The sequence below is a fragment of the Pseudomonas sp. GM_Psu_1 genome, assembly GCF_026544185.1.
GTDB classification, from domain to species: Bacteria; Pseudomonadota; Gammaproteobacteria; order Pseudomonadales; family Pseudomonadaceae; genus Chryseomonas; species Chryseomonas oryzihabitans.
The window spans coordinates 171,297-197,732 of the sequence record NZ_JALNUX010000002.1 but is presented as its reverse complement, the minus strand read 5'-3'; the positions used below and the strand labels follow the sequence as shown (position 1 = coordinate 197,732).

The window sequence follows — 26,436 nt, the reverse complement described above, 5'->3', positions numbered from 1 at the left end:
CTATGTCCACAATTCGTCATATTTCGTTTGATGCCATCATCGTAGGTGGCGGCGGCGCCGGTATGCGCGCTGCGCTGCAACTGGCCCAGTCCGGTCACAAGACCGCGGTGATCACCAAGGTCTTCCCGACCCGTTCCCACACCGTGTCCGCCCAGGGCGGCATCACCTGCGCCATCGCCTCGGCCGACCCGAACGACGACTGGCGCTGGCACATGTACGACACCGTCAAGGGGTCGGACTACATCGGTGACCAGGACGCCATCGAATACATGTGCTCCGTAGGCCCGGAAGCGGTCTTCGAGCTCGAGCACATGGGTCTGCCGTTCTCCCGCACCGAGCAGGGCCGCATCTATCAGCGTCCCTTCGGCGGTCAGTCCAAGGACTACGGCAAGGGCGGTCAGGCCGCGCGTACCTGCGCCGCGGCCGACCGGACCGGTCACGCCCTGCTGCACACCCTTTATCAGGGCAACCTGAAGAACAACACGGTATTCCTCAACGAGTGGTACGCCGTGGATCTGGTGAAGAACCAGGACGGCGTCGTGGTCGGCGTCATCGCCATCTGCATCGAGACCGGTGAGACCGTCTACGTCAAGTCCAAGGCCACCGTGCTGGCCACCGGCGGTGCGGGTCGTATCTATGCCTCCACCACCAACGCCCTGATCAACACCGGTGACGGTGTCGGCATGGCGCTGCGCGCCGGCGTGCCGGTGCAGGACATCGAGATGTGGCAGTTCCACCCCACCGGCATCGCCGGCGCCGGGGTACTGGTCACCGAGGGTTGCCGCGGTGAGGGTGGCTATCTGATCAACAAGCACGGCGAACGCTTCATGGAGCGCTATGCGCCCAACGCCAAGGACCTGGCCGGCCGCGACGTGGTCGCCCGTTCCATGGTCAAGGAAGTGCTGGCCGGCAACGGTTGCGGTCCGGACGGCGACCACGTGCTGCTGAAGCTGGACCACCTGGGTGAAGACGTGCTGCACAGCCGTCTGCCCGGCATCTGCGAACTGTCCAAGACCTTCGCCCACGTCGATCCGGTCGTCGCACCGGTGCCCGTGATCCCTACCTGCCACTATATGATGGGCGGCATCGCCACCAACATTCATGGCCAGGCCATCACTCAGGACGCCAACGGCAACGACAAGATCATCGAAGGCCTGTTCGCCGTGGGCGAAGTGGCCTGCGTGTCCGTGCACGGTGCCAACCGTCTGGGTGGCAACTCGCTGCTGGACCTGGTGGTCTTCGGTCGTGCAGCCGGTCTGCACCTTGAGAAGGCGCTCAAGGAAGGCATCGAGCACCGCGGTGCTTCGGAAAGCGACCTGGAAGCCTCGCTGCAGCGCCTGTCCGGCGTCAACGAGCGCACTACCGGTGACGACGTCGCCAGCCTGCGCAAGCAACTGCAGACCTGCATGCAGAACTACTTCGGGGTGTTCCGCACCGGCGAGTACATGCAGAAGGGTATCGCCGAGCTCGCCGACCTGCGCGAGCGCATCGCCAAGGTCAAGATCAACGACAAGAGCCAGGGCTTCAACACCGCCCGTATCGAAGCGCTCGAGTTGCAGAACCTGCTGGAAGTGGCCGAAGCGACCGCCATCGCCGCCGAAAACCGCAAGGAGTCTCGTGGTGCTCACGCCCGTGAAGACTTCGAAGAGCGTGACGACGAGAACTGGCTGTGCCACACCCTCTATTTCCCCGGTGAAAAGCGGGTCAGTAAGCGTGGAGTCAACTTCGCGCCCAAGACCGTACCGATGTTCGAACCCAAGGTTCGGACTTACTAAAGGTGACCACCATGTTGAAAGTCAGCGTTTATCGTTACAACCCGGATCAGGACGGCCTGCCGTCCATGCAGGAGTTCCAGGTCGATACCGGTGGGAAGGACCTCATGGTGCTGGACGTCCTGGCTCTGATCAAAGAGCAGGATGAAGGCTTCTCCTACCGTCGTTCCTGCCGCGAAGGCGTGTGCGGTTCCGACGGCATGAACATCAACGGCAAGAACGGCCTGGCGTGCATCACGCCGCTGTCGGCCGTGGTCAAGAACGACAAGCTGGTCGTGCGTCCGCTGCCCGGCCTGCCGGTCATCCGTGACCTGGTCGTCGACATGAGCATCTTCTACAAGCAGTACGAGAAGGTGAAGCCGTTTCTGCAGAACGAGACCCCGGCCCCGGCCATCGAGCGCCTGCAGAGCCCGGAAGACCGCGAGAAGATCGACGGTCTGTACGAGTGCATCCTCTGCGCCTGCTGCTCGACGTCCTGCCCGTCCTTCTGGTGGAACCCCGACAAGTTCCTCGGCCCCGCTGCGCTGCTGCAGGCCTATCGCTTCCTGGCCGACAGCCGTGACACCAAGACCCAGGAGCGCCTCGCCGCCATGGACGATCCTTTCAGCGTGTTCCGCTGCCGGTCGATCATGAACTGCGTGGCGGTCTGTCCCAAGGGGCTGAACCCGACCAAGGCCATCGGCCATGTGCGGGCGATGCTGCTGCAGAGCGGTACCTGATCCACGTCCCGCCCGGCCTGTTGTGCCGGGCGGGTTCGTTAGCGACCTTGATAGCTTGATTCAACCAATGTCCATTCAGGGATACCCGGAACACGATCCGGGCATTGGCGCAGCCGTAGTGAGGCCAGGTCTCGCGTCGAGACGGGTCATCGGCTGATGCTATCTCTGCCGAAGGGGTGAACTAGATGCACGAAAGTCAGATGCAGCAACTGTGGGACAGCGCTCACCTGTCCGGCAGTAACGCTGCCTATGTGGAAGAGCTCTATGAGCTGTTTCTGCACGATGCCAACGCTGTGCCGGAAGAGTGGCGCACCTACTTTCAGAAGCTGCCTGCGGTCACTGGCAATTCGCCGGACGTCGCGCATTCCGCGATCCGCGACCATTTCGTGCTGTTGGGCAAGAACCAGCGGCGAGCTCAACCGGTCTCGGCCGGTACCGTCAGTTCCGAACACGAGAAGAAGCAGGTCGAAGTCCTGCGTCTGATCCAGGCGTTCCGTCTGCAGGGCCATCAGGCTGCCCAGCTCGACCCCCTAGGTCTGTGGAAGCGTCAGCCACCTGCCGATCTGCTGCTCAACCACTATGGGTTGACCGACGCCGATCTGGATACCACCTTCCGTACCGGTGAATTGTTCATCGGCAAAGAGGAGGCAACTCTCCGCGAAATCAGGGATGCGCTGCAAGAGACATATTGCCGCACGGTCGGTGCAGAGTTCATGCACATCGTCGATTCCGAGGAGCGCCGCTGGTTCCTGCAGCGCCTGGAAAGCGTCCGTGGCCGCCCGCAATATTCGCCGGAAGTTCGCACCCATCTGCTGGAGCGCCTGACCGCCGCCGAGGGCCTGGAAAAGTACCTGGGCACCAAGTACCCGGGCACCAAGCGTTTTGGTCTGGAAGGGGGCGAGAGCCTGATTCCGCTGATCGACGAGATCATCCAGCGTTCCGGTTCGTATGGCGTCAAGGAGCTGGTGATCGGCATGGCCCACCGTGGCCGCCTGAACGTGCTGGTCAACACCCTGGGCAAGAACCCGCGCGATCTGTTCGACGAGTTCGAAGGCAAGAAGCTCGTCGAGCTGGGCTCCGGTGACGTCAAGTACCACCAGGGCTTTTCCTCCAACGTCATGACCCAGGGCGGCGAAGTCCACCTGGCGCTGGCGTTCAACCCCTCGCACCTGGAGATCGTCTCTCCGGTGGTGGAAGGTTCGGTGCGTGCCCGCCAGGATCGCCGCGGCGATCGCACCGGCGACAAGGTCGTACCCGTGGCCATCCACGGCGACGCCGCCTTCGCCGGCCAGGGCGTGGTCATGGAAACCTTCCAGATGTCGCAGACCCGGGCCTACAAGACCGGCGGTACCTTGCACATCGTCATCAACAACCAGGTGGGCTTCACTACCAACCGTCAGGAAGATGCGCGTTCCACCGAGTACGCCACCGACGTCGCCAAGATGATCCAGGCGCCGATCTTCCACGTGAACGGCGACGATCCCGAGGCGGTGCTTTTCGTCACCCAGCTAGCGGTCGACTACCGCATGCAGTTCAAGCGTGACATCGTCATCGACCTGGTGTGCTACCGCCGTCGCGGCCACAACGAGGCCGACGAGCCGAGTGGCACCCAGCCGCTGATGTACCAGCAGATCGCCAAGCAGCGCACCACCCGCGATCTCTATGCGGATGCCCTGACCCAGGCCGGCGTCGTTACCGCCGAGCAGGTCCAGGCGCAGTTCGAAGCCTATCGCGGCGCCCTCGACGAGGGTCGCCACGTGGTGGCCAGCCTGGTCAAGGAACCCAATCGCGACCTGTTCGTCGACTGGAAGCCCTACCTGGGCCATGCCTGGACCGCGCGTCACGACACCGGCTTCGATCTCAAGACCTTGCAGGACCTGGCCAACAAGCTGCTGCAGATTCCGGAAGGGGTCGTGGTCCAGCGTCAGGTCGGCAAGATCCTCGAGGATCGGCAGAAGATGACCGCCGGCGGCCTGCCGCTGAACTGGGGCTTCGCCGAGACCATGGCCTACGCCACCCTGCTGCACGAAGGCCATCCGATCCGCATCACCGGTCAGGACGTCGGTCGTGGCACCTTCTCGCACCGTCACGCGGTGCTGCACAACCAGAAGGACGCCGTTCCCTACGTGCCCCTGCAGCACCTGGCCGAGGATCAGCCGTCGTTCGAGATCTACGATTCCTTCCTTTCTGAGGAAGCGGTGCTGGGCTTCGAATACGGCTATGCCACCACCACGCCCAATGCGCTGGTGGTCTGGGAAGCCCAGTTCGGTGACTTCGCCAACGGTGCCCAGGTCGTCATCGACCAGTTCATCACCAGCGGTGAGATCAAGTGGGGTCGTCTCTGCGGCCTGACCATGCTGCTGCCCCATGGCTACGAAGGCCAGGGTCCGGAGCACTCCTCGGCTCGTCTGGAGCGTTACCTGCAGCTGTGCGCCGAGCAGAACATCCAGGTCTGCGTACCCACCACGCCGGCACAGATCTACCACCTGCTGCGTCGCCAGGTGATCCGCCCGCTGCGCAAGCCGCTGGTGGTGCTCACGCCCAAGTCGCTGCTGCGCCACAAGCTGGCCATTTCGACTCTGGAAGACCTGGCCCATGGCTCCTTCCAGACCGTGATCAACGAACTGGATCAGCTCGATGCCCAGCAGGTGAAGCGCCTGGTGCTGTGTAGCGGCAAGGTCTACTACGACCTGCTGGAAAAGCGCCGCAGCGAGAATCGTCAGGACATCGCCATCGTGCGTCTGGAGCAGCTCTATCCGTTCCCGGAGGACGACCTGGCCGAGGTACTGGCCGGCTATCCGAACCTGGAGCGCGTGGTCTGGTGCCAGGAAGAGCCGATGAACCAGGGCGCCTGGTACTGCAGCCAGCATCACATGCGCCGCGCCGTGTCCGGTTACAAGCAGGGCCTGGGTCTGGAATACGCCGGTCGCGATGCGTCCGCCGCGCCGGCCTGCGGCTATGCCTCCATGCACGCCGAGCAGCAGGAAAAACTGCTGCAAGATGCTTTCTCCGTTTGATTCGCCACGCGACTACTAGAGATCACTAAGGAAATTCATAGAATGGCTATCGAGATCAAAGCCCCTACCTTCCCGGAATCGGTCGCTGACGGCACCGTCGCCACCTGGCACAAGAAGCCCGGCGAAGCGGTCAAGCGTGACGAACTGCTGGTCGACATCGAGACCGACAAGGTCGTGCTGGAAGTCGTGGCACCTGCCGATGGCGTGCTGGCCGAAATCCTGAAGAACGAAGGCGATACCGTCCTGAGCGAAGAAGTCATCGCTCGCGTGGAAGAGGGCGCCGCTGCCGCCGCCGCTCCGGCTGCCCAGCCGGCCGCTGCCAGCGCTCCGGCCGCCGCCCCGGCTGCCGGTGGTGAAGAGGATCCGATCCTGGCCCCCGCCGCGCGCAAGATCGCCGAAGAGAACGGGATCGACCCGGCTACCCTGGTCGGCACCGGCAAGGGCGGTCGCATCACCAAGGAAGACGCCGTTGCCGCCGTCGAGGCCAAGAAGTCCGGCGCCGCCGCTCCGGCTGCCAAGCCCGCTGCCGCTGCCGCTCCGGGGGTGACCGCCGCTGGCGACCGTACCGAGAAGCGCGTGCCCATGACCCGCCTGCGGGCCAAGGTCGCCGAGCGCCTGGTCGAAGCCCAGTCCAGCATGGCCATGCTGACGACCTTCAACGAGGTCAACATGAAGCCGATCATGGACCTGCGCTCCAAGTACAAGGACATGTTCGAGAAGAAGCACAACGGCGTGCGCCTGGGCTTCATGTCCTTCTTCGTCAAGGCTGCCACCGAGGCGCTCAAGCGTCAGCCGGGCGTCAACGCCTCCATCGACGGCAACGACATCGTCTACCACGGCTATCAGGACATCGGCGTGGCCGTATCCAGCGACCGTGGCCTGGTGGTTCCGGTGCTGCGCAACGCCGAGTTCATGAGCCTGGCGGAAGTGGAAGGCACCATCGCCGACTTCGGCAAGAAGGCCAAGGCCGGCAAGCTGACCATGGAAGACATGCAGGGCGGTACCTTCACCATCTCCAACGGTGGTGTCTTCGGTTCGCTGCTGTCCACCCCCATCGTCAACCCGCCGCAGACCGCGATCCTGGGCATGCACAAGATCCAGGAACGCCCCATGGCGGTGAACGGCCAGGTAGTGATCCTGCCGATGATGTATCTTGCGCTGTCCTACGACCATCGCCTGATCGATGGCAAGGAAGCCGTGACCTTCCTGGTCACCATGAAGGACCTGCTGGAAGACCCGGCTCGTCTGCTGCTGGACATCTGATCCGGCTCTCGCGGTGCGGGGCAGGGGCCACGCACCGCTTCAAGTTTTCCTGCCTGAAGCTGCTCCAAGGGGATTAGTGTATGAGCGACAAATTCGACGTAGTGGTGATCGGCGCCGGCCCTGGTGGCTACGTGGCCGCCATCCGCGCCGCGCAGCTCGGTCTGAAGACGGCCTGTGTCGAGCGCTACAAGGGCAAGGAAGGCAAGGTCGCCCTGGGCGGCACCTGCCTGAACGTGGGTTGCATTCCCTCCAAGGCGCTGCTGGACAGCTCCTACAAGTACCATGAGGCCCATGAGGGCTTTAAGGTCCACGGCATCGACGCGCCGAACGTCACCATCGACGTGCCCACCATGATCGGCCGCAAGGACCAGATCGTGAAGAACCTCACCGGCGGCGTGGCCACCCTGTTCAAGGCGAACGGCGTGACCCTGCTGGAAGGCAACGGCAAGCTGCTGTCCGGCAAGAAGGTCGAAGTCACCGGTCTGGACGGCAACGTCCAGGTGGTCGAGGCCGAGAACGTCATCCTGGCGTCCGGCTCGCGTCCCATCGACATCCCGCCGGCTCCGGTGGACCAGAAGGTCATCGTCGATTCCACCGGCGCCTTGGAATTCCAGAGCGTGCCCAAGCGTCTGGGCGTGATCGGTGCCGGCGTCATCGGTCTGGAACTGGGTTCGGTCTGGGCCCGTCTGGGCGCCGAAGTCACCGTGCTGGAAGCCCTGGACAAGTTCCTGGTCGCCGCCGATGAGCAGGTGTCCAAGGAAGCCTACAAGATCCTCTCCAAGCAGGGTCTGAACATCCGCATGGGTGCGCGCGTGACCGGTTCCCAGGTCAACGGCGAAGAAGTCACCGTGCACTACACCGAAGCCGGTGAAGAAAAGCAGATCACCTTCGATCGTCTGATCGTCGCCGTGGGCCGTCGTCCGGTCACCACCGACCTGCTGGCCTCCGACAGCGGCGTGGAAAGCGACGAGCGTGGCTACATCTACGTCGACGACCATTGCGCCACCAGCGTGCCGGGCGTGTTCGCCATCGGTGACTGCGTCCGCGGTCTGATGCTGGCCCACAAGGCCTCGGAAGAGGGCGTGATGGTCGCCGAGCGCATCGCCGGCCACAAGGCCCAGATGAACTACGATCTGGTCCCCTCGGTGATCTACACCCACCCGGAAATCGCGTGGGTCGGCAAGACCGAGCAGGCCCTGAAGGCCGAAGGCGTCGAAGTCAACGTCGGCACCTTCCCCTTCGCGGTCAGCGGTCGTGCCCTGGCGGCCAACGACACCGCCGGCTTCGTCAAGGTCGTGGCCGATGCCAAGACCGATCGCGTCCTGGGCGTCCATGTGGTCGGCCCGAGCGCGGCGGAGCTGGTGCAGCAAGGCGCCATCGCCATGGAATTCGGCACCAGCGCCGAAGACCTGGGCATGATGGTGTTCTCGCACCCGACGCTGTCCGAGGCGCTGCACGAAGCGGCCCTGGCGGTGAACGGTCATGCGATCCACGCAGTGAATCGCAAGAAGCGGTAAGAGATTTACGGAACCACGGGGTCGCCGACCGCCGTGGAGCCCTGAAGGCTCCACCGCAGGAAGGCGCCTCGGACCCTTGCGAGGGCAGGGGTCACAGGTGGCGCGGTGCCCGAGACCGTCCGGAGGACGGCACGGATAACGCACAGCGTCTAATGCGCAATACCCAACGAAGACGGTAGACAAGCATGAATCTCCACGAGTATCAGGGTAAGCAGCTGTTCGCTGAATACGGCCTGCCCGTTTCCAAAGGCTACGCTGTCGACACCCCCCAGGAGGCCTACGAGGCTTGCGGCCGTATCGGCGGCGACGAGTGGGTCGTCAAGGCCCAGGTACATGCCGGTGGCCGTGGCAAGGCCGGTGGCGTGAAGCTGGTCAAGAGCAAGGAAGAAGCCAAGGAATTCGCCGCCAAGTGGCTGGGCCAGCGTCTGGTGACCTACCAGACCGACGCCAACGGTCAGCCGGTCAGCAAGATCCTGGTCGAATCCTGCACCGACATCGACAAGGAGCTCTATCTGGGCGCCGTGGTCGATCGTTCCAGCCGCCGCATCGTGTTCATGGCGTCCACCGAAGGTGGCGTGGACATCGAGAAGGTCGCTCACGACACTCCGGAAAAGATTCTCAAGGCCACCATCGATCCGCTGGTGGGCGCTCAGCCCTACCAGGGTCGCGACCTGGCCTTCCAGCTGGGCCTGAAAGGTGACCAGATCAAGCAGTTCACCCAGATCTTCGTCGGTCTGGCCAAGCTGTTCCAGGACTACGACCTGGCCCTGCTGGAAGTGAACCCGCTGGTGATCAAGAAGGACGGCAACCTGCACTGCCTGGATGCCAAGATCAACATCGACAGCAACGCCATCTACCGTCAGCCCAAGCTGCGCGCCTTCCACGACCCGTCGCAGGACGACGCCCGTGAAGCCCATGCGCAGAAGTGGGAACTGAACTACGTGGCCCTGGAAGGCAGCATCGGCTGCATGGTCAACGGTGCCGGTCTGGCCATGGGTACCATGGACATCGTCAACCTGCACGGCGGCAAGCCGGCCAACTTCCTGGACGTTGGCGGCGGCGCGACCAAAGAGCGCGTGACCGAAGCGTTCAAGATCATCCTGTCCGACAGCAACGTGAAGGCCGTTCTGGTGAACATCTTCGGCGGCATCGTGCGCTGCGACATGATCGCCGAAGGCATCATCGGTGCCGTGAAGGAAGTCGGCGTGAAGGTGCCGGTCGTGGTTCGCCTGGAAGGCAACAACGCCGAACTCGGTGCCAAGGTCCTGGCCGAAAGCGGCCTGAACATCATCGCGGCAACCAGCCTGACCGACGCTGCCCAGCAGGTCGTCAAGGCCGCGGAGGGTAAGTAATGAGCGTCCTGATCAACAAAGACACCAAGGTCATCTGCCAGGGCTTCACCGGTAGCCAGGGTACCTTCCACTCCGAACAGGCCATCGCCTACGGCACCCAGATGGTCGGCGGCGTGACCCCCGGCAAGGGCGGCTCCACCCACCTCGGCCTGCCGGTGTTCAACACCGTCAAGGAAGCCGTGGAAGCCACCGGCGCCGATGCTTCGGTGATCTACGTTCCGGCTCCCTTCTGCAAGGACTCCATCCTGGAAGCGGCCTTCGGCGGCATCAAGCTGATCGTCTGCATCACCGAGGGTATCCCCACCCTCGACATGCTGGATGCCAAGGTGAAGTGCGACGAGCTGGGCGTACGCCTGATCGGCCCGAACTGCCCCGGCGTCATCACCCCCGGCGAGTGCAAGATCGGCATCATGCCCGGTCACATCCACCTGCCGGGCAAGGTCGGTATCGTGTCGCGTTCCGGCACCCTGACCTATGAAGCCGTGAAGCAGACCACCGACGCCGGCTTCGGCCAGTCCACCTGCGTGGGCATCGGCGGCGACCCCATCCCGGGCTCGAACTTCATCGATATCCTGAAGCTGTTCCAGGAAGATCCGCAGACCGAAGCCATCGTGATGATCGGCGAGATCGGCGGTAGCGCTGAAGAAGAGGCCGCGGCCTTCATCAAGGCCAACGTGACCAAGCCGGTGGTGTCCTACATCGCCGGTGTCACCGCACCGCCCGGCAAGCGCATGGGCCACGCCGGCGCCATCATCTCCGGCGGCAAGGGCACTGCGGACGAGAAGTTCGCCGCCCTGCAGGACGCCGGTGTGAAGACCGTGCGTTCCCTGGCCGACATCGGCAAGGCCCTGGCCGAGCTGACCGGTTGGGAAGTCAAGAAGGCCTGAGCCTGACTGACTGTAAAAAGGCCGCCTTCGGGCGGCCTTTTTCATGGGCGCTGCGATGACGCCTCATCAGCTGCCGGCTGCCTTTTCGCCGGTAATTCGTTAGGATGGCAACCTTCCGCTCCAACGGCCACACCGTGGCCCCACCAAGACCTGCTCCCATGAGGGCGGGCTGCCTCGTTTTCCTCATTGCTGGTACTGCCTTCCATGAAAGCTTTGCAAAGCCGGGATATCCTGGCCCTTGGATTCATGACGTTCGCGTTGTTCGTCGGCGCGGGCAACATCATCTTTCCCCCGATCGTCGGCCTGCAGGCGGGCGAGCACGTCTGGAGCGCCGCCCTGGGCTTTCTGCTGACCGCGGTCGGCCTGCCGGTGCTGACGCTGATCGCCCTGGCGCGAGTCGGCGGTGGCATGGACGCCCTGAGCAAGCCGCTCGGCCAGACCGCCGCCCGCACCCTGGCAATCGTCTGCTACCTGTCGGTGGGTCCGCTGTTCGCCACGCCGCGCACCGCCACGGTGTCCTTCGAGGTCGGCGTTGCGCCGCTGCTGGGCAATGGTCCGATCCCGCTGTTCCTCTACAGCCTGGCCTACTTCCTGGTGGTGCTGGTGGTCTCGCTCTATCCGGGACGCCTGCTCGACACCGTGGGGCGCTTTCTCGGTCCGCTGAAGATCCTGGCGCTGGCGGTACTGGGCGGTGCGGCGCTGTTCTGGCCGGCGGGCGGACCTGTCACGGCGGCGCCGGACTACGCCTCGCGGGCGCTGTCCCAGGGCTTCGTCAACGGCTACCTGACCATGGATACCCTGGGCGCCCTGGTGTTCGGCATCGTCATCGTCAACGCCATTCGTGCCCGGGGCGTGACCGCGCCGCAGCTGCTGACGCGCTACACCATCATCGCCGGTCTGATCGCCGGCGTCGGGCTGGTGCTGGTCTACCTGAGTCTGTTCCAGCTCGGCGCCGGCAGCGGGGTGCTGGTGCCCCATGCCAGCAATGGCGCCGAGGTGCTGCATGCCTATGTGCAGCATACCTTCGGCAGCGTCGGCAGCGACTTCCTGGCGGTGCTGATCACCCTGGCCTGTCTGGTCACGGCGGTGGGCCTTACCTGCGCCTGCGCGGAGTTCTTCAGCGAATTCCTGCCGTTCAGCTATCGCAGTCTGGTGGTCCTGCTGGCGGCCTTCTCGCTGCTGGTATCCAACCTGGGGCTGACGCAGCTGATCCAGATCTCGGTGCCGATCCTCACCGCCATCTATCCGCCCTGCATCGCCCTGGTGGTGCTGAGCTTCTTTACCGCCCGCTGGGCGGCGCCCGGGCGCATCCTCGGCCCGGTGCTGCTGGTGGCCCTGGCCTTCGGTATCCTCGATGGCCTGCAGGCCGCGCACCTGACGGTGCCCTATCTGAGTGGTGCCGTGCAGTGGCTGCCGCTGGCCGACTCGGGCCTGGGCTGGCTGTTGCCGGCCGTGGTGGTGGGTCTTGCCGCCCTTGTCCTGGAAAGTCTGAGACGTGGCGGGCGCGCGCCCGAGAGTGAAGCCGAGCCGGATCCTTCGCGCTCCTGAATCGGTCGCCCACAAAAAAGCCCGCAGCAGCGGGCTTTTTTCATATCCGATCGGCTTACGGCTTGGGCTGGGTAGCCGGCGCGGTGCCGTTGGTGGTCCCGGTAGCCGGGCTCACCGAGGTGGCTTCGCCTTTGGATTGCTCCTTGGCAGCTTCGTTGGCAGCTTCGTTGCGCTGCTCGGCAGCCTTGTTGCTCTGCTCAGCGGCTTTGTTCAGGTTTTCCTGGGCTTTCTGTTCGGTCTTGGCAGCATCCTGAGCCTTGTTTTCGGAAGGCTTGTCACAGGCGGCGAGGCCGAAGGCGGCAGTGAAGAGCAGGGCGATGGCGAAGGGCTTTTTCATGTGTTTTCTCCTTATGAACTACACGACAGCCGTTCGAGCGCACCGCTAAAAGTTAAGTTCCGCGTCTAGCTCCAGCATCGCGCAAATTCCTACCTGCATCGCGAACCGAGCGCGCCAAGGTTGAAATGTCACCGCGCGCCCCCATCTCCGCGACATCGCCAGGCATCTGGTGCGTACCTATCGATAGCGGAGTTCGTAGCATGAGTGTGGAGACTCAAAAGGAAACCCTAGGCTTCCAGACCGAAGTGAAGCAGCTGCTTCACCTGATGATTCACTCGCTGTATTCCAACAAGGAAATCTTCCTGCGCGAATTGATTTCCAACGCCTCCGACGCGGCCGACAAGCTCAGATTCGAGGCCCTGTCCAAGCCCGAACTGCTCGAAGGCGGGGATACGCTGAAGATTCGCCTGAGCTTCGACAAGGAAGCCGGCACGGTCACCCTCGAAGACAATGGCATCGGCATGAGCCGCGAAGAGGTGATCGCTCACCTCGGCACCATCGCCAAGTCCGGCACCGCCGATTTCCTGAAGAATCTCAGCGGTGACCAGAAGAAGGATTCCAACCTCATCGGTCAATTCGGCGTGGGCTTCTATTCGGCCTTCATCGTCGCCGACCAGGTGGATGTCTACACCCGTCGCGCCGGCCAGCCGGCCGCCGAGGGCGTGCATTGGTCGTCCAAGGGGGAAGGGGAGTTCGAGGTCGCGACCATCGACAAGCCCGAGCGCGGTACCCGCATCGTGCTGCACCTCAAGCCCGAGGAAACCGAATTCGCCGATGGCTGGCGCCTGCGCAACGTGGTCAAGAAGTACTCCGACCACATCGGCCTGCCCATCGAGCTGCCCAAGGAGCAGCAGGGTGGCGAGGACGAGCAGCCGGCCGCAGCCGAGTGGGAGACCGTCAACCGTGCCAGCGCGCTCTGGACCCGTCCGCGTACCGAACTCAAGGACGAGGACTACCAAGAGTTCTACAAGCACGTCGGCCATGACTTCGAGAATCCCCTGACCTGGAGCCACAACAAGGTCGAGGGCAAGCTCGAATACACCTCGCTGCTGTACGTGCCGGCCCGCGCACCCTTCGATCTTTACCAGCGCGAAGCGCCCAAGGGCCTCAAGCTCTATGTGCAGCGCGTCTTCATCATGGATCAGGCCGACCAGTTCCTGCCGCTGTACCTGAGATTCATCAAGGGTGTGGTGGATTCCAACGACCTGTCGCTCAACGTCTCCCGCGAGATCCTACAGAAGGATCCGGTGATCGACTCCATGAAGTCGGCGCTGACCAAGCGCGTGCTGGACATGCTGGAGAAGCTGGCCAAGAGCGAGCCGGAGAAGTACCAGTCGTTCTGGGGCCACTTCGGCCAGGTGCTCAAGGAAGGTCCGGCGGAAGACTTCGCCAATCGCGAGAAGATCGCCGGCCTGCTGCGTTTCGCCTCGACCCACAACGGCGACGATGCCCAGAACGTGTCCCTGGCCGACTACATCGGCCGGATGAAGGAAGGTCAGGACAAGATCTACTACCTGACCGGCGAGAGCCACGCGCAGATCAAGAACAGCCCGCACCTGGAAGTCTTCCGCAAGAAGGGTGTCGAGGTGCTGCTGCTGACCGATCGCATCGACGAGTGGCTGATGAGCTATCTCACCGAATTCGACGGCAAGCATTTCGTCGACGTCGCCCGTGGCGATCTGGATCTCGGCAAGCTGGACAGCGAAGAAGACAAGCAGGCCCAGGAAGAGGTCGCCAAGACCAAGGAAGGCCTGGTCGAGCGCCTCAAGCAGGCCCTGGAGGCCCAGGTCAGCGAAGTCCGCGTCTCCCATCGCCTGACCGATTCGCCGGCGATCCTGGCCATCGGCGAGCAGGACCTCGGCTTGCAGATGCGCCGGATCCTGGAAGCCAGCGGCCAGAAGGCCCCGGATTCCAAGCCGATCTTCGAGATCAATCCGCAGCACCCGCTGATCGAGAAACTCGATGGCGAGCCTGACGAGGACCGCTTCGCCGACCTGTCGCACATCCTGTTCGATCAGGCAGCGCTGGCCGCGGGCGACAGCCTCAAGGATCCCGCCGCCTATGTCCGCCGGTTAAACAAACTGCTGGTGGAATTGTCCGCTTAACAACGAAGAAGCCCGCCTCGGCGGGCTTCTTTCTATCCACCTTCTGGAGGACCCCATGGTCGAAGTCACTGTAAAACCCGTCGCCTACGAAATCGATGGCCAGCCGTTCGAGAGCCAGCTGGTGTATGCCACCAGCGGCAATCCCACCCGCCCGGGCGTGCTCCTGGCGCCCAACTGGATGGGGGTATCCCATGGCGCCGTCGAGCAGGCCAAGGGCCTGGCCGAGGCCGACGGCCTGGCCTACCTGGTGGTGGATTTCTATGGTCGCAACGTGCGTCCGCAAAACGCCGACGAAGCCCTGGCGGCCATGACGCCGATCCGCGGCGATCGCGCGCTGCTGCGCCAGCGCATGCAGGCGGCCTATGCGGCCCTGGTCGCCCAGGCCGAGACGGCGGCGGTGGATGTCCATCAGATCGCCGCCATCGGCTTCTGCTTTGGTGGCTGCGCGGCGCTTGAACTGGCCCGTGACGGCGCGGCGCTGAGCGCCGTGGTGACCTTCCACGCCAATCTGGATACGCCCAACCCGGCCGATGCCGCCCGGATCACCGGCCCGGTGCTGGTGCTGCACGGCGCCTCCGATCCGCTGGTGCCGGACGAGCAACTCACTGGTTTCCGCCAGGAGATGGATGCCGCCCAGGTGGACTGGCAACTGCTGAGCTATGGTGGCGCGGTGCATTCCTTCACCGATCCCGAAGCCAACAATCCGGGCAAGCAGCAGTACCACCCGGTGGTGGCCAAGCGCGCCTTCCTGGCGATGCACAACCTGTTCGACGAAGTCTTCGCCCAGGGCTGAAGGCTTTCGCTGCCTGCCGGAACCCGGATCGGGGCCGGCAGGATCAGCCGCGGATGACTTCCTGGGTGAAGTCCAGCGGACCGCGGCAGCGCCGGCACAGATAGCGCCGTCCCTTGCGCACCAGCGCGTGACGCTGGGCGGTGAATTCGAAGCGGCCGTCGGGGCAGTTGCAGCGATACAGGTACAGGGTGCGTGCCCGTTGCGGCAACTCGTAGGTATGGCAGCGATCCGGCGGCAGGCCATAGACCCCGCGCATGATCAGCTGCCACTCCTCGCCATGCGGGCGGATGCCGCCACCGAACAGCTGATGCGCCACCAGATGCGCCACCTCGTGGGCGACGGTCTGCTCGAGGAAGTGGGCGCGATTTTCCCGATAGAGCTGCCGGTTGAATCTCAGCCGATTCTCGGTGAGATGGGCGACGCCGGCGCGCTGGCCACGCAGGGCCAGGCTGACCTCGGGGCGAGGGAAGCGGCGTTTGAAGAAGGCCTCGGCCTGCCGATAGCAGTCTTCGACCCGGGCTGTGAGTTGTTCAGGCATGGGCAACCTCTGGCGAGGCGGGTGATTATGCCGAAGCCCGTGCCTGCGCCCTAGCGTCCGCGGTCGGCTGGTGGCCGTAGTGCCGCCTCAGCGTATCCATGGCGGCATTGATGGCCTGCAGTCGGCCGGTGCTGCCACCGTGATCGGGGTGATGACGGCTGGCGAGCTGGCGATAGCGGCGGCGGATCTGGCCATAGTCCGCCGAGCGATCGAGTCCCAGCAGGCGCAAGGCCTCCAGCAGTTCGGACTCACCGTTGACCAGGGCCCAGAAGTGATTGAGCAGGTTGGCCACGTCTTCCGGGGTGGTGGTCTCCAGCTGGGTGACATCGAGGTAGTAGGCGCGTAGCGGATCGGCCACCACCAGCCCGGCACGGGCGCGCAGATAGGGGCGCAATTCGATGCGCAGGGCGCTGATGACCAGTTCGGCGCGTTGCTCGGCGCGGAGTTGATCGCGCAGCCGGTAGAGGGCGTTGAACACGCGAAAGTGCAGGCGGAAGAGTTCGTAGTTGTCGGTCACCGGGCGCGGTGGGATCAGCGGTGATCCCGCCCGGCGCAAGGCCTGCAGCAATTCGTACTCCGACAGGCTGGACTGGGCCCTGAGCAGTTCCTGGTGGAGCGCCGTCATGAGCGCCTGGGCTTCGCTCATGGCTGCCGGTCGCCATGGACTGACGTTTGGGGTAGGGCGGCGGACGCTTTGCGCGTAAAATGCCCGCCTTTCGTTTTTTCCTTTCGCGGATTCATCCATGGGCACCCTTTCGGTCAACCAGAACAAGCTGCAGAAACGCCTGCGCCGTCTTACCGGCGAAGCCATCGCCGACTACAACATGATCGAGGACGGCGACAAGGTCATGGTCTGCCTGTCCGGTGGCAAGGACAGCTACACCCTGCTCGACATGCTGCTCTACTTGCAGAAGGTCGCACCGATTCGCTTCGAGATCGTGGCGGTCAACCTCGACCAGAAGCAGCCGGGCTTTCCTGAACACGTTTTACCTCAGTACCTGAAGGAGCTGGGGGTCGAGTACCACATTCTGGAACGTGATACCTATTCCGTGGTGAAGGAAAAGATTCCCGAGGGCAAGACCACCTGTTCGCTGTGCTCGCGCCTGCGGCGGGGCATCCTCTACACCTTCGCCGACGAGATCGGCGCGACGAAGATGGCGCTCGGCCATCATCGCGACGACATGGTAGAAACCTTCTTCCTCAATTTGTTCCATGGCGGCACGCTCAAGGCCATGCCACCCAAGCTGCGCGCCGACGACGGGCGCAACGTGGTGATCCGTCCGTTGGCCTATTGCAACGAGAAGGACATCGAGGCCTACGCCGTCTTGCGCGAATTTCCCATCATTCCCTGCAACCTCTGCGGCTCCCAGGAGAACCTGCAGCGCAAGGTGGTCAAGGAGATGCTGCTGGAGTGGGAGCGCAAGACGCCAGGGCGTACCGAGATCATGTTCCGCGCCCTGCAGAACGTGGTGCCCTCGCAACTGGCCGATCGCGAGCTGTTCGACTTCGCCAGTCTCAGGGTCGATGACAGCGCCACGCCGCGCTTCGTCCAGGTGATGAATCTCTGATGCGGGACTACGCCTGGCTGCTCGAATACGCCCTCAATCGCTGCGGCTCCCGAGCGGCCCTGGAGGCACGGCTGCCGCAACCGGTCGACGCTGCCACCCTGGCGTCCGTGGGCGATGACCGCTATCTGTCGCTGCTGACCCGGCGCATCTTTCGCGCCGGACTCAAGCACAGCCTGGTGGACGCCAAGTGGCCGGCCTTCGAGGAGGTCTTCTTCGGCTTCGATCCGGAGAAGGTGGTGCTCATGGGCGGCGAGCGTCTGGAGCGGCTGATGCAGGACGCCCGTCTGATCCGCCACCTGGGCAAGTTGCGCAGCGTGCCGATCAACGCCCAGATGGTGCTGGACTTCCAGCGCAGTCACGGCAGCTTCGGCCAGTTGCTGGCCGAATGGCCGACCCAGGACATCGTTGGCCTCTGGGAGCTGCTGACCAAGCGTGGCAATCAGCTGGGTGGCCTGTCAGCGCAGCGCTTCCTGCGCATGGCTGGCAAGGACACCTTTCTGGCGACTGACGACGTGGTGACGGCGCTCAAGGCGCAGAACATCCTCGACAAGGCGCCCACCGCCAAGCGCGATCGGCAGAAGATGCAGGAGGCCTTCAACCTCTGGCAGGAACAGAGCGGCCGCCCGCTCTGCCAGCTGTCGGTGATGCTGGCCCTGACGGTGAATCATTGACCGACGCCCTGGTGCGTGCCCAAGGCCTGCTGCAGCGGGCCGGTCGGGTGCTGTTCATCACCGGGGCGGGGCTGTCCGCCGATTCGGGACTGCCGACCTATCGGGGCCTGGGCGGGCTGTACAACGGCCTCACCGAAGAGGGCATCCCCATCGAGGCGGCGCTCTCGGGCAGCATGCTCCGGCAGCGTCCGGAGCTCTGCTGGCGCTACCTGGCGCAACTCGGCCGGGCTTGCGCTGCGGCCAGGCCCAATGCGGCGCACCAGGCGATCACCGACTTCGGTGTCAGTCACCCCGGCAGCTGGGTGCTGACGCAGAACATCGACGGCTTTCATCGGCAGGCAGGCTTTCCGCCAGAGCGGCTGATCGAGATCCATGGACAACTGGAGCCGCTCGCCTGCATGAGTTGCGCGCAGACGGTCGCGGATGCCCAAGATCACCTGGCCGGTCCGCTGCCGCCGCGCTGTCCCGCATGCGGCGGCATCCTGCGGCCACCGGTGGTGCTGTTCGAGGAAGCCCTGCCGGCCACTGAGCTGCAACGTCTGCAGGAGGCGATGGAGGAGGGCTTCGACCTGGTGATCGCCGTCGGCACCACGGCCGCCTTCGGCTATATTCAGGCGCCGATTGACCAGACCCTGGCGCAGGGTGGTGACCTCATCGAAATCAATCCGGACCGCTCGTCGCTGAGCGGCTTGGCGACCGTTCAGATCAAAAAAAGGGCCGTAGACGTCCTTCCTCGGCTTTTGAGTCACATCGAAGGCTAAAAAAACTTGCCATCTGTGATCCAGGTCGGCAAGGTGTCGAAACTTTGAGAAAACGACACGGTCGTGCCCATGCCAAGGAAACGCTTCGCACCCCTCGTGCCCCTGTCTTTTGTCTGTCTGCTCGCCGCCTGTGCGAGTGCGCCGCAAAGTCCTGACATCGCCGTTGCCCCTGATCAGTCCTCTACCTCCCGGACCTTCCAGACCGCCTCGCTGCATGGTCTGGGTGGTGCTGGCAACGGTTCCGCCGCGGTGGAGAGCGAGAGCGCTCAGCAACGTCCGGTCTTCCCCCATACCCAGTCGCCGCATCAACTGGATTGGGATCGCGAGGTCGGTCCGCGTCAGGCGCTGCCGAATCTGGCGGACCAGATCCTCAATCGTGCCACCCAGCTGGTGGGCACGCCCTATCGCCGCGGCGGCAGCACCCTGGCCGGTTTCGATTGCAGCGGTTTCGTCAATTACGTCTTTCGCGAGCGGGCCGGCATGACCCTGCCGCGCTCCACCCGCGAGATCATCGATCTCGAAGTACCGGTAGTCAGCAAGAACGATCTGGAACCTGGCGATCTGTTGCTGTTCAATAGCAACGGCCGTGGCCGGGTCAGTCACACTGGTATCTACATGGGCGAGGGCAAGTTCATCCATTCTTCCAGTCGCCGCAGCGGCGGGGTGCGGGTGGACAGCCTGGACGACCAGTACTGGAAGGTGAGTTTCCTGGAAGGCAAGCGCGTATTGCGCTGAGGCGTATCGCCGCGATCTTCGCCGGTGCGCTTCGAGGACCCGTCGAGGCTGCGTGGCAGGCCGACGGTGATCGATGGATAACTAAGGATGTCTCCAATGCCGCATGCGGCTCGCCTCGGATTGTATTGCGCCTTCGTGCTGCTGGCCGCCTGTGCCGGCAGGCCGCCCCAGGCACCCGCACCGGTCGCCCCGGTCGTCTCCCGCCCCCTGCTGGAAAGCCAGGCCCAGGCCGCCAACGATGTGCTCTTTCGCGCCATTGGCCTGGTCGGCACTCCCTATCGCTACGGCGGCAATACCCCGGCGGGTGGCTTCGATTGCAGCGGGCTGATCGGCTACGTCTATCGCGATGCGGCCGGGGTGACCCTGCCGCGTTCGACCCGCGAGATGATCACCCTCGGCTCGCCCAATGTGGCGCGCAATGCCCTGCAGCCCGGTGATCTGATCTTCTTCGCCACCGCCGGTGGCCGGCAGGTCAGCCATGCCGGCATCTACGTCGGGGAAGGGCGCTTCGTCCATGCACCGCGCACGGGCGGGACGGTGCGCCTGGACAGCCTGGCCAAGCCCTATTGGCAGAACAGCTATCTGCAGGCCAAGCGCGTGCTGGTCACGCCGAGTCTCGCCGGCGGCTATTGAACCCCGTTCCGCCCGGGCCGCTCGAATAGGCATCCAGCCCGTGCGGAGCCCATCATGCCCCAGGCGATACGTCTGCCGCCCCAGCCGGCTCGTTGCGAGCTGTGTGGTAGGGCGGCGCCGCTCACCCGCCATCACCTGATCCCTCGCTCGCTGCACGACAAGGCCTACGTGCGCAAGAGATTCGACCGCGTCAGCCGGATCACCGCCACCCTCTGGGTCTGCCGACCCTGCCACAACCATATCCACCAGACCTTCGACGAAAAGACCCTGGCGCTGGAATACAACAGCCGCGAGTTGCTGCTCAGCGATGCACGCATTCGCCAGTTCGTCGACTGGCTGGCGGCCAAGCCCGATGGCTTCGTGCCCAAGCGTTGAGTAATACCACCCCTATAGTGCTTGGGCGTGGGAGGTCTTCCTTCCCGTCCTGAGTGCGGGTAATCAGAATCGGTGGTTGCTGGCGACTCACAGCTCTCGCGCAAGAGCGCAGCCGGAGTGGAGCAGGAATGTAAAGGCCGCCGTTGACGTGCGGGCCGAAACTGTCGCCTGCATCTCACCTCCAGGGGCGAACGCCACGGGCGCTTGCCGCTGCGATTAGGATGACGGCAACGCCACGGCGGAATCCGCCCGTCCGGTTCGACCTCAAGAGGAGAGCTGATGAGATCCCTGGCCCTGCCCCTGTTGGCGGGGATGCTGCTCCTGTCCAAGGCCGCGCCGGTGCGCGCCGACGAGGCGACCCTGACGCGGGGCGAATACCTGACCCGGCTGGGCAACTGCCAGGGCTGTCATACCCGTCCCGACGGTGCACCCTTCGCCGGTGGTGTCGCCTTCGATACGCCTTTTGGCCGTCTTTACTCAAGCAATATCACGCCGGATCGCGAGCACGGCCTGGGCGACTGGACGGCGGAGGAGTTTCGCCGCGCCTTGCACGACGGGCTGGGGCGGGAGGGCGAACAGCTCTATCCCGCCTTTCCCTATACGGCCTTTACCCGCTTGAGCGACGAGGACGTCGCCGCCATCTTCGCCTATCTGCAGATCCAGCGACCGGTGCCCTATGCGCCGCCCGCCAACGCCCTGCGCTTTCCCTTCGATCAGCGCGCGCTGATCCGCGGTTGGAAATGGCTCAACTTCACGCCGGGTCCGTTACCGGTTACTGCCGAGGCGCAGGTGGCTCGGGGCGCCTACCTGGCCGAGGCGGTGGGACACTGCCAGGAATGCCATACGCCGCGGACCTGGAGTCAGGGTCTCGACAGCGGCCGGGCCTATGCCGGGGCGACCCAGCAGGGCTGGACCGCCTGGAATCTCACCGCGGACCCGCGCGGCCTCGGCGGCTGGAGCGATGCCAAGCTCGCCAGCTATCTGCGCGAAGGCCATCAGCGCGGCGAGGCTGTGGCGGCGGGCCCCATGGCCGAGGTGGTGAGCGGCGGTACCCGCCATCTGAACGATGCGGATCTCGGTGCCCTGATCGCCTATCTGCGGACCCTACCAGCGCAGCCCGGAGCGGTGCCGGCGCGTGCAGAGGTGCAGCCACCCGGTGAAACCGGGCCGCTCACTGCCGCCGAGGCGGAAAGTGCGGCCTTGCTGCAATCCGCCTGCGCCAGCTGTCATGCGCCGGACGACCAGGGGCCGGCCGGTCCCTATCCGCGCTCCTTCAGCAACTATTCGGCGGTGCGCGATCCGGCAGGGACCAACCTGGTGCGCGTGCTGCTCGACGGGCTCGACCGCCAGGGACGCACCGAGCACGCCTTCATGCCAGCCTATCGGGAGTTGCTCAGTGATCAGCAACTGGCCGATCTGGCCACCTACATCGGCCGCCGCTTTGGTGGTCACGCCGCCGATATTCGTCCCGAGGACGTGGCGGCGGCGCGCGAACGGGAGCACTAGCGGTGGCGGTCCTCGAACTCAAGGTCAATGGCGAGTCGCGACAGCTCGACGTCGATCCACGCATGCCTCTGCTGGACGCCCTGCGCGACGAGCTGGGCCTCAAGGGGCCGAAATTCGGCTGCGGCCTGGGCGAGTGTGGTGCCTGTACGGTGCTGGCGGATGGCAAGCCGGTGCGTGCCTGTCTGCTGCCGGCGGCGTCCTTTGCCGGTCGCGAGCTGCTGACCCTGGAAGGCCTGGGCACGCCAGCGGCGCCGCACGCGCTGCAACGGGCCTTCATCGAAGAGCAGGCAGCGCAGTGCGGCTATTGCATCCCTGGCATGGTGATGACCGCCCGCGCACTGCTCGAACGCGTGCCCGATCCCAGCGATGCGCAGATCCGCCAGGCGCTGGCGGCCAATTTCTGTGGCTGCGGGACCCACTATCGCATCCTGCGCGCGGTCAAGCGGGCGGCGGTGCTCTTGCGCGACGGGCAGGCCCCGGCATGACGCTGTCCCGCCGCACCTTTCTCGGCGGCAGCGCGGTGCTGCTGCTGGGCTTCAGCCTGCAGCGACCGGTCGCCGCCCAGGTATTGCCCGCACCCGCCGACACTGCGAGTCTGGCCAAGACCCTCGATCAGCGCCAACTGGATGCCTGGCTGGCGGTGGATGCCCAGGGCCAGGTCATCGTCTACAGCGGCAAGGTGGAACTGGGTACCGGGGTCAGCACGGCGCTGCGGCAGATCGTGGCCGAGGAACTCTGCGTGGCCTTTGCCGCCACCCGGTTGATCCAGGGCGATACCCGGCTGACGCCCGACCAGGGCATCACCGCTGGCAGCAAGAGCCTGCAGGTGGGCGGCGCCCAATTGCGCAAGGCCGCCGCCAGCGCGCGGCAATTCCTGTTTCTGGAAGGAGCGCGGCGCCTGGAGCTGGATCTGGCGGTGGTGGACACGGTGGATGGCCGGGTGGTCTATCGTGGCGATCCCACCGGGCGTTTCGTCAGCTATGGCGAGCTGGTCGGCGGACGGCCGCTGGGGCGGCTGGTCAATCAGGCGGTGCGTACCCGCGCCGTCAAGGACTATCGCCTGGTCGGGACCTCGGTGCCGCGGGAAGACATCCCGGCCAAGCTGTTCGGCAGCTTCGCTTACGTCCACGACCTGCGCCTTCCCGGCATGCTGCACGGTTGCGTGGTGCGGCCGCCCTGCGTCGGTTCGGCGCGGTTGGCGGGGGTGAGTGTTCGCGGTATCGATGCCAGCGCGCTGCCGGCGGGCGCTCAGCTGGTGTACGAGGGCGCCTTCGTCGCGGTGGTGGCCGAGCAGCCCTGGCTGGCGCGCCAGGGCGCGGCGGCGCTGCGGGTGGACTGGAGCCTGGTGCCGGACCTGCCCCTGCCAGGCGAACTCTATGCCCGGCTGGAAGCCAAGGCCGGACCGGCCGACCTCCAGCAGGAGGCCGGCGATGTCGCGGGGGAGCTGGCCAACGCCGCCCAGCGCCTGGACGCCGAGTATCGCTGGCCCTACCAGAATCACGATTCCATCGGTCCCTCCTGCGCGGTGGCGGATGTGCGTGCCGACGGCGCCACCGTCTGGAGCGGTACTCAGGGCGTCTATCAGCTCCGGGCGGCGCTGGCGGATCTGCTGGCGCTACCGGAAGACAGCATCCATGTCATCTACCAGCAGGCGTCGGGCTGCTATGGCCATAACGGCGCCGATGACGCGGCGGCCGATGCGGCGCTGCTCTCCAAGCTGTGTGGCCGTCCGGTGCGGGTGCAATGGAGTCGCGCCGACGAACACGGCTGGAATCCCAAGGGACCGGCCATGCTGATGCGCCTGGCCGGCGGCCTGAGCGCGGCTGGCGATCTGCTGGCCTGGCGCTTCGCCAACTGGACGCCCACGCATCTGACCCGCCCCAATGGCCAGACCGGCAAGGCGGCGCTGCTCGCCGGGCAACTGGCCTACAACCTGCCGCTCAAGGGTGGGCGGGGCGGTGGCAATCGCAATGCGCCGCTGGACTACGACCTGCTCAATGTCCAGGTAGCGACCCACTGGCTGGAAGCCGGGGATTCGCCGCTGCGACCCTCGGCCCTGCGCGCCCTGGGAGCGGTCGGCAATACCTTCGCCAACGAATCCTTCATGGACGAACTGGCCCTGGCGGCCGGGGTCGATCCCCTGGAATTCCGCCTGCGCTATCTGCAGGACCCCCGCGCCCGGGCGGTGCTGCAGGCCGCCACGGCCAAGGCCGGTTGGCGACCGTCGGCCCGGCAGGAAAAGGCCTGGGACGGCGCCCTGGCGAAAGGGCAGGGCCTGGCCTTCCTGCGCTATGAGAACGAGAACGCCTATGTGGCCGCGGTGGTCGAGGTGGCGGTGAGCGAGGCGGCGGGGATCCGCGTCACCCGGGTGGTGGTGGCCCATGACTGCGGGCTGATCGTCAATCCGGATGGCCTGCGCAACCAGCTGGAAGGCTGCGTGGTACAGGGCATCGCCCGGACCCTCAAGCAGGCGGTGCGCTTCGATCAGCAGGGGGTGACCAGTCTGGAGTGGGGCGCCTATCCGCCGCTGACCTTCAACGAATTGCCCGAGCTGGAACTGGAGCTGATCGATCGGCCGGAAGAGCCGGCGGTGGGGGCCGGGGAGGCCACCACCGCCGCCATCCCAGCGGCCATCGCCAATGCCATGGCGGCGGCGACCGGTCTGCGCCTGCGCGAGGTACCGCTGAATCGCCAGCGTCTGCGCGAGGCGCTGGCCGCCCGCCGCTAGGCGCGTTTCAGCCGCTGCTTGAAGAACAGCGCGGCGCCGGCGCCCAGCACGGCGACCACCGCCGCGCCGATCCACAGCGACTCGTTGCCGGCGAAGCTGAAGTGGTTGGCGCCTTTGGCCGCCAGATAACCCGGGCCCATCATCAGTGGCGCCCAGACGATGGCCGAGAGCACGTTGGCCGACTGGAAGCGCAGCTGGTTCATCGCCATCATCCCGGCCACCAAGGGCACGGTGTTGCGGATCATGGTCAGGAAGCGCCCGCCGAAGACCGCGAAGAAGCCATAGCGGCGGAAGAACAGCCGGGTCCGGGCCACCTGCTTGCGATAGCGGCGAAAGGGCGGGCGGTGGACGATGCTGGGACCGAGCCAGCGGCCGATGACATAGGAGCAGATGTCGCCGAGGATGGCGCCGACGATGGCGGCCAGCACCAGCGGCACCGGCGAGAGCACCCCGGAGCCGGCCAAGCCGCCGACCACCAGCAGCAGCGCCGTGGCCGGAATGAAGACGCCCAGCAGCACCAGGGACTCGCCAAAGGCGAGCAGGCCGACGAGCAGCGGTGCCCAGGCCTGGTGGGTTTCGATAAAGCCAAGCAGCGATTGCGTCAGGGATTCCATGGGAGGCCACTCTTGCCGAAAGTCCTAAGACTACGCGGCGCCCGTGGCCTGCCAGCCGTTTCAACAGCTTGAATCAATTTCCATTGCTGGAAGTGCGCGCGAGCGCGCATAGGCGTCCCGGTCGGACGCCTCAGCCTTCCGCGAGGGCGTCCTGCGCGGCCTGCCAGCGCAGTGCGTGACGCTCGCCGACGACGAAACGATCGCCCTGGAAGTCCCAGCGCTCCACGTCCACGGTCTTCTCCGTTCCTTCGCCGACCAGCAGGCGATTGAAGGAGTTGGGCGAGGTGCCGCGCACGCGCGATGAGAGGGCGGTGCCGGCCTGCACGATCCAGACCTCGCGGGGGAGGGTGGGGTACTGGCGACTCAGCGGCAGCACATAGGGCAGGTGGATATGGCCGCCCATCACCAGATCCAGGCCGGCATCGGCCCAGGTGGCCAGGGCGTGATCGGCATTGTGCTGCAGATTGCTCAGGTCGCTGAGTTCGAGGGCGCCGAAGGGCTGGTGGGCGATGACGATGCGCAACTTGCCCGGGCCTGCGCGGCGCAGGCGTTCGGCGACGCGCTCAATCTGCTCGGTGCTCACCGCGCCATCCTTGTGGCGTCGCGGGGCGGTGGTGTTGAGTCCGACCAGCAGGAGCTCGTCGTTCTCGAAACTGGGCTCGAGGTCCTGGCCGAAATGGCGGCGATAGTTGCCATAGGGCGTCAGGAAACGAGCGAAGACATTGTACAGCGGCAGGTCGTGATTGCCCGGGATCACCAGGGTGCGGGGAATGCCGTAGCTTTCCAGGCGTTCGACGAAGGTCTTGGCGGCGGCGAATTGCTCGCGCCGGGCGCGCTGGGTGATGTCCCCGGAAAGGATGAGGACATCGGCGCCGTGTTCGCGGACATGGGCTTCCAGGGCCGCGACCACGGCGGGTTGCTCGGTGCCGAAGTGGGTATCGGAGATTTGCAGGAGGGTCGTCATGAGGACCTGGTTTCCAACGGATTCCCCTTTACG

24 protein-coding genes are annotated in these 26,436 nt (G+C 65.1%); 19 read left to right on the top strand and 5 right to left on the bottom strand.

What is annotated here, in order from left to right; all coding sequences use genetic code 11:
• The first annotated feature begins 2 nt into the window (after positions 1 to 2).
• The 8 genes from sdhA (at position 3) to brnQ (ending at position 12,075) form a co-directional block, all read left to right on the top strand.
• Entirely contained in the window at positions 3 to 1,775 is a 1,773-nt protein-coding gene (gene sdhA / locus OXS31_RS03630; RefSeq protein WP_027602679.1) for a succinate dehydrogenase flavoprotein subunit, read from the top strand.
• 11 nt (positions 1,776 to 1,786) lie between these two features.
• Positions 1,787 to 2,491, top strand: coding sequence for a succinate dehydrogenase iron-sulfur subunit (locus OXS31_RS03625; RefSeq protein ID WP_007159253.1), 705 nt, complete (start codon positions 1,787 to 1,789; stop codon positions 2,489 to 2,491).
• 185 nt (positions 2,492 to 2,676) lie between these two features.
• Entirely contained in the window at positions 2,677 to 5,508 is a 2,832-nt protein-coding gene (locus OXS31_RS03620) for a 2-oxoglutarate dehydrogenase E1 component (RefSeq protein WP_027596953.1), read from the top strand.
• Positions 5,509 to 5,550: 42 nt separating this feature from the next.
• Positions 5,551 to 6,771, top strand: a complete 1,221-nt coding sequence (gene odhB, locus OXS31_RS03615; RefSeq protein ID WP_267397978.1) for a 2-oxoglutarate dehydrogenase complex dihydrolipoyllysine-residue succinyltransferase — start codon at positions 5,551 to 5,553, stop codon at positions 6,769 to 6,771.
• Between the two features lie 80 nt (positions 6,772 to 6,851).
• Positions 6,852 to 8,288 carry a dihydrolipoyl dehydrogenase gene (gene lpdA / locus OXS31_RS03610; protein ID WP_007159250.1) on the top strand — a complete coding sequence of 479 codons (1,437 nt, stop codon included), beginning with the start codon at positions 6,852 to 6,854 and terminating at the stop codon, positions 8,286 to 8,288.
• A gap of 185 nt (positions 8,289 to 8,473) precedes the next feature.
• Positions 8,474 to 9,640 carry an ADP-forming succinate--CoA ligase subunit beta gene (sucC, locus tag OXS31_RS03605; protein WP_007159249.1) on the top strand — a complete coding sequence of 389 codons (1,167 nt, stop codon included), beginning with the start codon at positions 8,474 to 8,476 and terminating at the stop codon, positions 9,638 to 9,640.
• The gene (gene sucD, locus OXS31_RS03600) at positions 9,640 to 10,527 is read left to right on the top strand and encodes a succinate--CoA ligase subunit alpha (RefSeq protein WP_027596951.1); all 888 of its coding nucleotides are present in this window, start codon (positions 9,640 to 9,642) and stop codon (positions 10,525 to 10,527) included. The genes sucC and sucD overlap by 1 nt, the downstream gene beginning before the upstream one ends.
• 204 nt (positions 10,528 to 10,731) lie before the next feature.
• On the top strand, positions 10,732 to 12,075 hold the full coding sequence (gene brnQ / locus OXS31_RS03595; protein WP_108581352.1) for a branched-chain amino acid transport system II carrier protein: 1,344 nt from the start codon (positions 10,732 to 10,734) through the stop codon (positions 12,073 to 12,075).
• A 55-nt stretch (positions 12,076 to 12,130) separates the two neighbouring features.
• On the opposite strand, the gene OXS31_RS03590 is transcribed toward brnQ, so the two are convergent.
• Complete coding sequence (locus tag OXS31_RS03590; RefSeq protein ID WP_027596949.1) at positions 12,131 to 12,412, bottom strand: hypothetical protein; 282 nt, start codon at positions 12,410 to 12,412, stop codon at positions 12,131 to 12,133.
• Between the two features lie 200 nt (positions 12,413 to 12,612).
• On the opposite strand from OXS31_RS03590, the gene htpG reads away from it, so the two are divergent.
• Complete coding sequence (htpG, locus tag OXS31_RS03585) at positions 12,613 to 14,517, top strand: molecular chaperone HtpG (RefSeq protein ID WP_145249425.1); 1,905 nt, start codon at positions 12,613 to 12,615, stop codon at positions 14,515 to 14,517.
• A 55-nt stretch (positions 14,518 to 14,572) separates the two neighbouring features.
• Positions 14,573 to 15,310 (top strand): dienelactone hydrolase family protein, encoded by a 738-nt coding sequence (locus OXS31_RS03580; protein ID WP_027596947.1) that lies wholly within the window; start codon positions 14,573 to 14,575, stop codon positions 15,308 to 15,310.
• A gap of 43 nt (positions 15,311 to 15,353) precedes the next feature.
• Here OXS31_RS03580 and OXS31_RS03575 read toward each other — a convergent pair whose 3' ends face one another.
• Together OXS31_RS03575 and OXS31_RS03570 are read right to left on the bottom strand one after the other, a co-directional pair.
• Positions 15,354 to 15,854 carry a SprT family zinc-dependent metalloprotease gene (locus OXS31_RS03575; protein WP_267397976.1) on the bottom strand — a complete coding sequence of 167 codons (501 nt, stop codon included), beginning with the start codon at positions 15,852 to 15,854 and terminating at the stop codon, positions 15,354 to 15,356.
• 19 nt (positions 15,855 to 15,873) lie between these two features.
• Positions 15,874 to 16,494 carry a DNA-J related domain-containing protein gene (locus OXS31_RS03570; RefSeq protein ID WP_027596945.1) on the bottom strand — a complete coding sequence of 207 codons (621 nt, stop codon included), beginning with the start codon at positions 16,492 to 16,494 and terminating at the stop codon, positions 15,874 to 15,876.
• Positions 16,495 to 16,591: 97 nt separating this feature from the next.
• Between OXS31_RS03570 and ttcA the strand changes: the two genes are divergently transcribed.
• The 9 genes from ttcA (at position 16,592) to OXS31_RS03525 (ending at position 24,825) form a co-directional block, all read left to right on the top strand.
• The gene (ttcA, locus tag OXS31_RS03565) at positions 16,592 to 17,416 is read left to right on the top strand and encodes a tRNA 2-thiocytidine(32) synthetase TtcA (protein WP_027596944.1); all 825 of its coding nucleotides are present in this window, start codon (positions 16,592 to 16,594) and stop codon (positions 17,414 to 17,416) included.
• On the top strand, positions 17,416 to 18,087 hold the full coding sequence (locus OXS31_RS03560; RefSeq protein WP_027596943.1) for a DNA-3-methyladenine glycosylase I: 672 nt from the start codon (positions 17,416 to 17,418) through the stop codon (positions 18,085 to 18,087). Before ttcA ends, OXS31_RS03560 begins: the two co-directional genes overlap by 1 nt.
• The gene (locus OXS31_RS03555) at positions 18,084 to 18,848 is read left to right on the top strand and encodes an NAD-dependent protein deacylase (RefSeq protein ID WP_241808123.1); all 765 of its coding nucleotides are present in this window, start codon (positions 18,084 to 18,086) and stop codon (positions 18,846 to 18,848) included. The genes OXS31_RS03560 and OXS31_RS03555 overlap by 4 nt, the downstream gene beginning before the upstream one ends.
• 63 nt (positions 18,849 to 18,911) lie before the next feature.
• Entirely contained in the window at positions 18,912 to 19,583 is a 672-nt protein-coding gene (locus tag OXS31_RS03550; RefSeq protein WP_267397972.1) for an NlpC/P60 family protein, read from the top strand.
• Positions 19,584 to 19,679: 96 nt separating this feature from the next.
• Positions 19,680 to 20,216, top strand: a complete 537-nt coding sequence (locus OXS31_RS03545; protein WP_017638877.1) for a C40 family peptidase — start codon at positions 19,680 to 19,682, stop codon at positions 20,214 to 20,216.
• Between the two features lie 54 nt (positions 20,217 to 20,270).
• On the top strand, positions 20,271 to 20,591 hold the full coding sequence (locus tag OXS31_RS03540; RefSeq protein WP_007159236.1) for a hypothetical protein: 321 nt from the start codon (positions 20,271 to 20,273) through the stop codon (positions 20,589 to 20,591).
• 279 nt (positions 20,592 to 20,870) lie between these two features.
• Positions 20,871 to 22,097: a cytochrome c gene (locus OXS31_RS03535; RefSeq protein WP_267397969.1), complete on the top strand. Its 1,227-nt coding sequence runs from the start codon at positions 20,871 to 20,873 to the stop codon at positions 22,095 to 22,097.
• 2 nt (positions 22,098 to 22,099) lie between these two features.
• Positions 22,100 to 22,582 carry a (2Fe-2S)-binding protein gene (locus OXS31_RS03530; protein WP_027596939.1) on the top strand — a complete coding sequence of 161 codons (483 nt, stop codon included), beginning with the start codon at positions 22,100 to 22,102 and terminating at the stop codon, positions 22,580 to 22,582.
• Positions 22,579 to 24,825: a molybdopterin cofactor-binding domain-containing protein gene (locus OXS31_RS03525; RefSeq protein WP_267397967.1), complete on the top strand. Its 2,247-nt coding sequence runs from the start codon at positions 22,579 to 22,581 to the stop codon at positions 24,823 to 24,825. Before OXS31_RS03530 ends, OXS31_RS03525 begins: the two co-directional genes overlap by 4 nt.
• Here OXS31_RS03525 and OXS31_RS03520 read toward each other — a convergent pair.
• Together OXS31_RS03520 and OXS31_RS03515 are read right to left on the bottom strand one after the other, a co-directional pair.
• Positions 24,822 to 25,439 carry a DedA family protein gene (locus OXS31_RS03520; protein ID WP_027596937.1) on the bottom strand — a complete coding sequence of 206 codons (618 nt, stop codon included), beginning with the start codon at positions 25,437 to 25,439 and terminating at the stop codon, positions 24,822 to 24,824. The two genes, OXS31_RS03525 and OXS31_RS03520, sit on opposite strands and share 4 nt — an antisense overlap.
• A 130-nt stretch (positions 25,440 to 25,569) precedes the next feature.
• Positions 25,570 to 26,403: a metallophosphoesterase gene (locus tag OXS31_RS03515; RefSeq protein ID WP_027596936.1), complete on the bottom strand. Its 834-nt coding sequence runs from the start codon at positions 26,401 to 26,403 to the stop codon at positions 25,570 to 25,572.
• Positions 26,404 to 26,436: the final 33 nt, after the last annotated feature.

Bases quoted from the DNA above. Each gene is read 5' to 3' on its own strand.
- sdhA (WP_027602679.1), top strand. From the start codon at position 3: ATGTCCACAATTCGTCATATTTCGTTTGATGCCATCATCGTAGGTGGC.
- OXS31_RS03625 (WP_007159253.1), top strand. From the start codon at position 1,787: ATGTTGAAAGTCAGCGTTTATCGTTACAACCCGGATCAGGACGGCCTG.
- OXS31_RS03620 (WP_027596953.1), top strand. From the start codon at position 2,677: ATGCACGAAAGTCAGATGCAGCAACTGTGGGACAGCGCTCACCTGTCC.
- odhB (WP_267397978.1), top strand. From the start codon at position 5,551: ATGGCTATCGAGATCAAAGCCCCTACCTTCCCGGAATCGGTCGCTGAC.
- lpdA (WP_007159250.1), top strand. From the start codon at position 6,852: ATGAGCGACAAATTCGACGTAGTGGTGATCGGCGCCGGCCCTGGTGGC.
- sucC (WP_007159249.1), top strand. From the start codon at position 8,474: ATGAATCTCCACGAGTATCAGGGTAAGCAGCTGTTCGCTGAATACGGC.
- sucD (WP_027596951.1), top strand. From the start codon at position 9,640: ATGAGCGTCCTGATCAACAAAGACACCAAGGTCATCTGCCAGGGCTTC.
- brnQ (WP_108581352.1), top strand. From the start codon at position 10,732: ATGAAAGCTTTGCAAAGCCGGGATATCCTGGCCCTTGGATTCATGACG.
- OXS31_RS03590 (WP_027596949.1), bottom strand. From the start codon at position 12,412: ATGAAAAAGCCCTTCGCCATCGCCCTGCTCTTCACTGCCGCCTTCGGC.
- htpG (WP_145249425.1), top strand. From the start codon at position 12,613: ATGAGTGTGGAGACTCAAAAGGAAACCCTAGGCTTCCAGACCGAAGTG.
- OXS31_RS03580 (WP_027596947.1), top strand. From the start codon at position 14,573: ATGGTCGAAGTCACTGTAAAACCCGTCGCCTACGAAATCGATGGCCAG.
- OXS31_RS03570 (WP_027596945.1), bottom strand. From the start codon at position 16,494: ATGAGCGAAGCCCAGGCGCTCATGACGGCGCTCCACCAGGAACTGCTC.
- ttcA (WP_027596944.1), top strand. From the start codon at position 16,592: ATGGGCACCCTTTCGGTCAACCAGAACAAGCTGCAGAAACGCCTGCGC.
- OXS31_RS03560 (WP_027596943.1), top strand. From the start codon at position 17,416: ATGCGGGACTACGCCTGGCTGCTCGAATACGCCCTCAATCGCTGCGGC.
- OXS31_RS03545 (WP_017638877.1), top strand. From the start codon at position 19,680: ATGCCGCATGCGGCTCGCCTCGGATTGTATTGCGCCTTCGTGCTGCTG.
- OXS31_RS03540 (WP_007159236.1), top strand. From the start codon at position 20,271: ATGCCCCAGGCGATACGTCTGCCGCCCCAGCCGGCTCGTTGCGAGCTG.
- OXS31_RS03535 (WP_267397969.1), top strand. From the start codon at position 20,871: ATGAGATCCCTGGCCCTGCCCCTGTTGGCGGGGATGCTGCTCCTGTCC.
- OXS31_RS03525 (WP_267397967.1), top strand. From the start codon at position 22,579: ATGACGCTGTCCCGCCGCACCTTTCTCGGCGGCAGCGCGGTGCTGCTG.
- OXS31_RS03520 (WP_027596937.1), bottom strand. From the start codon at position 25,439: ATGGAATCCCTGACGCAATCGCTGCTTGGCTTTATCGAAACCCACCAG.
- OXS31_RS03515 (WP_027596936.1), bottom strand. From the start codon at position 26,403: ATGACGACCCTCCTGCAAATCTCCGATACCCACTTCGGCACCGAGCAA.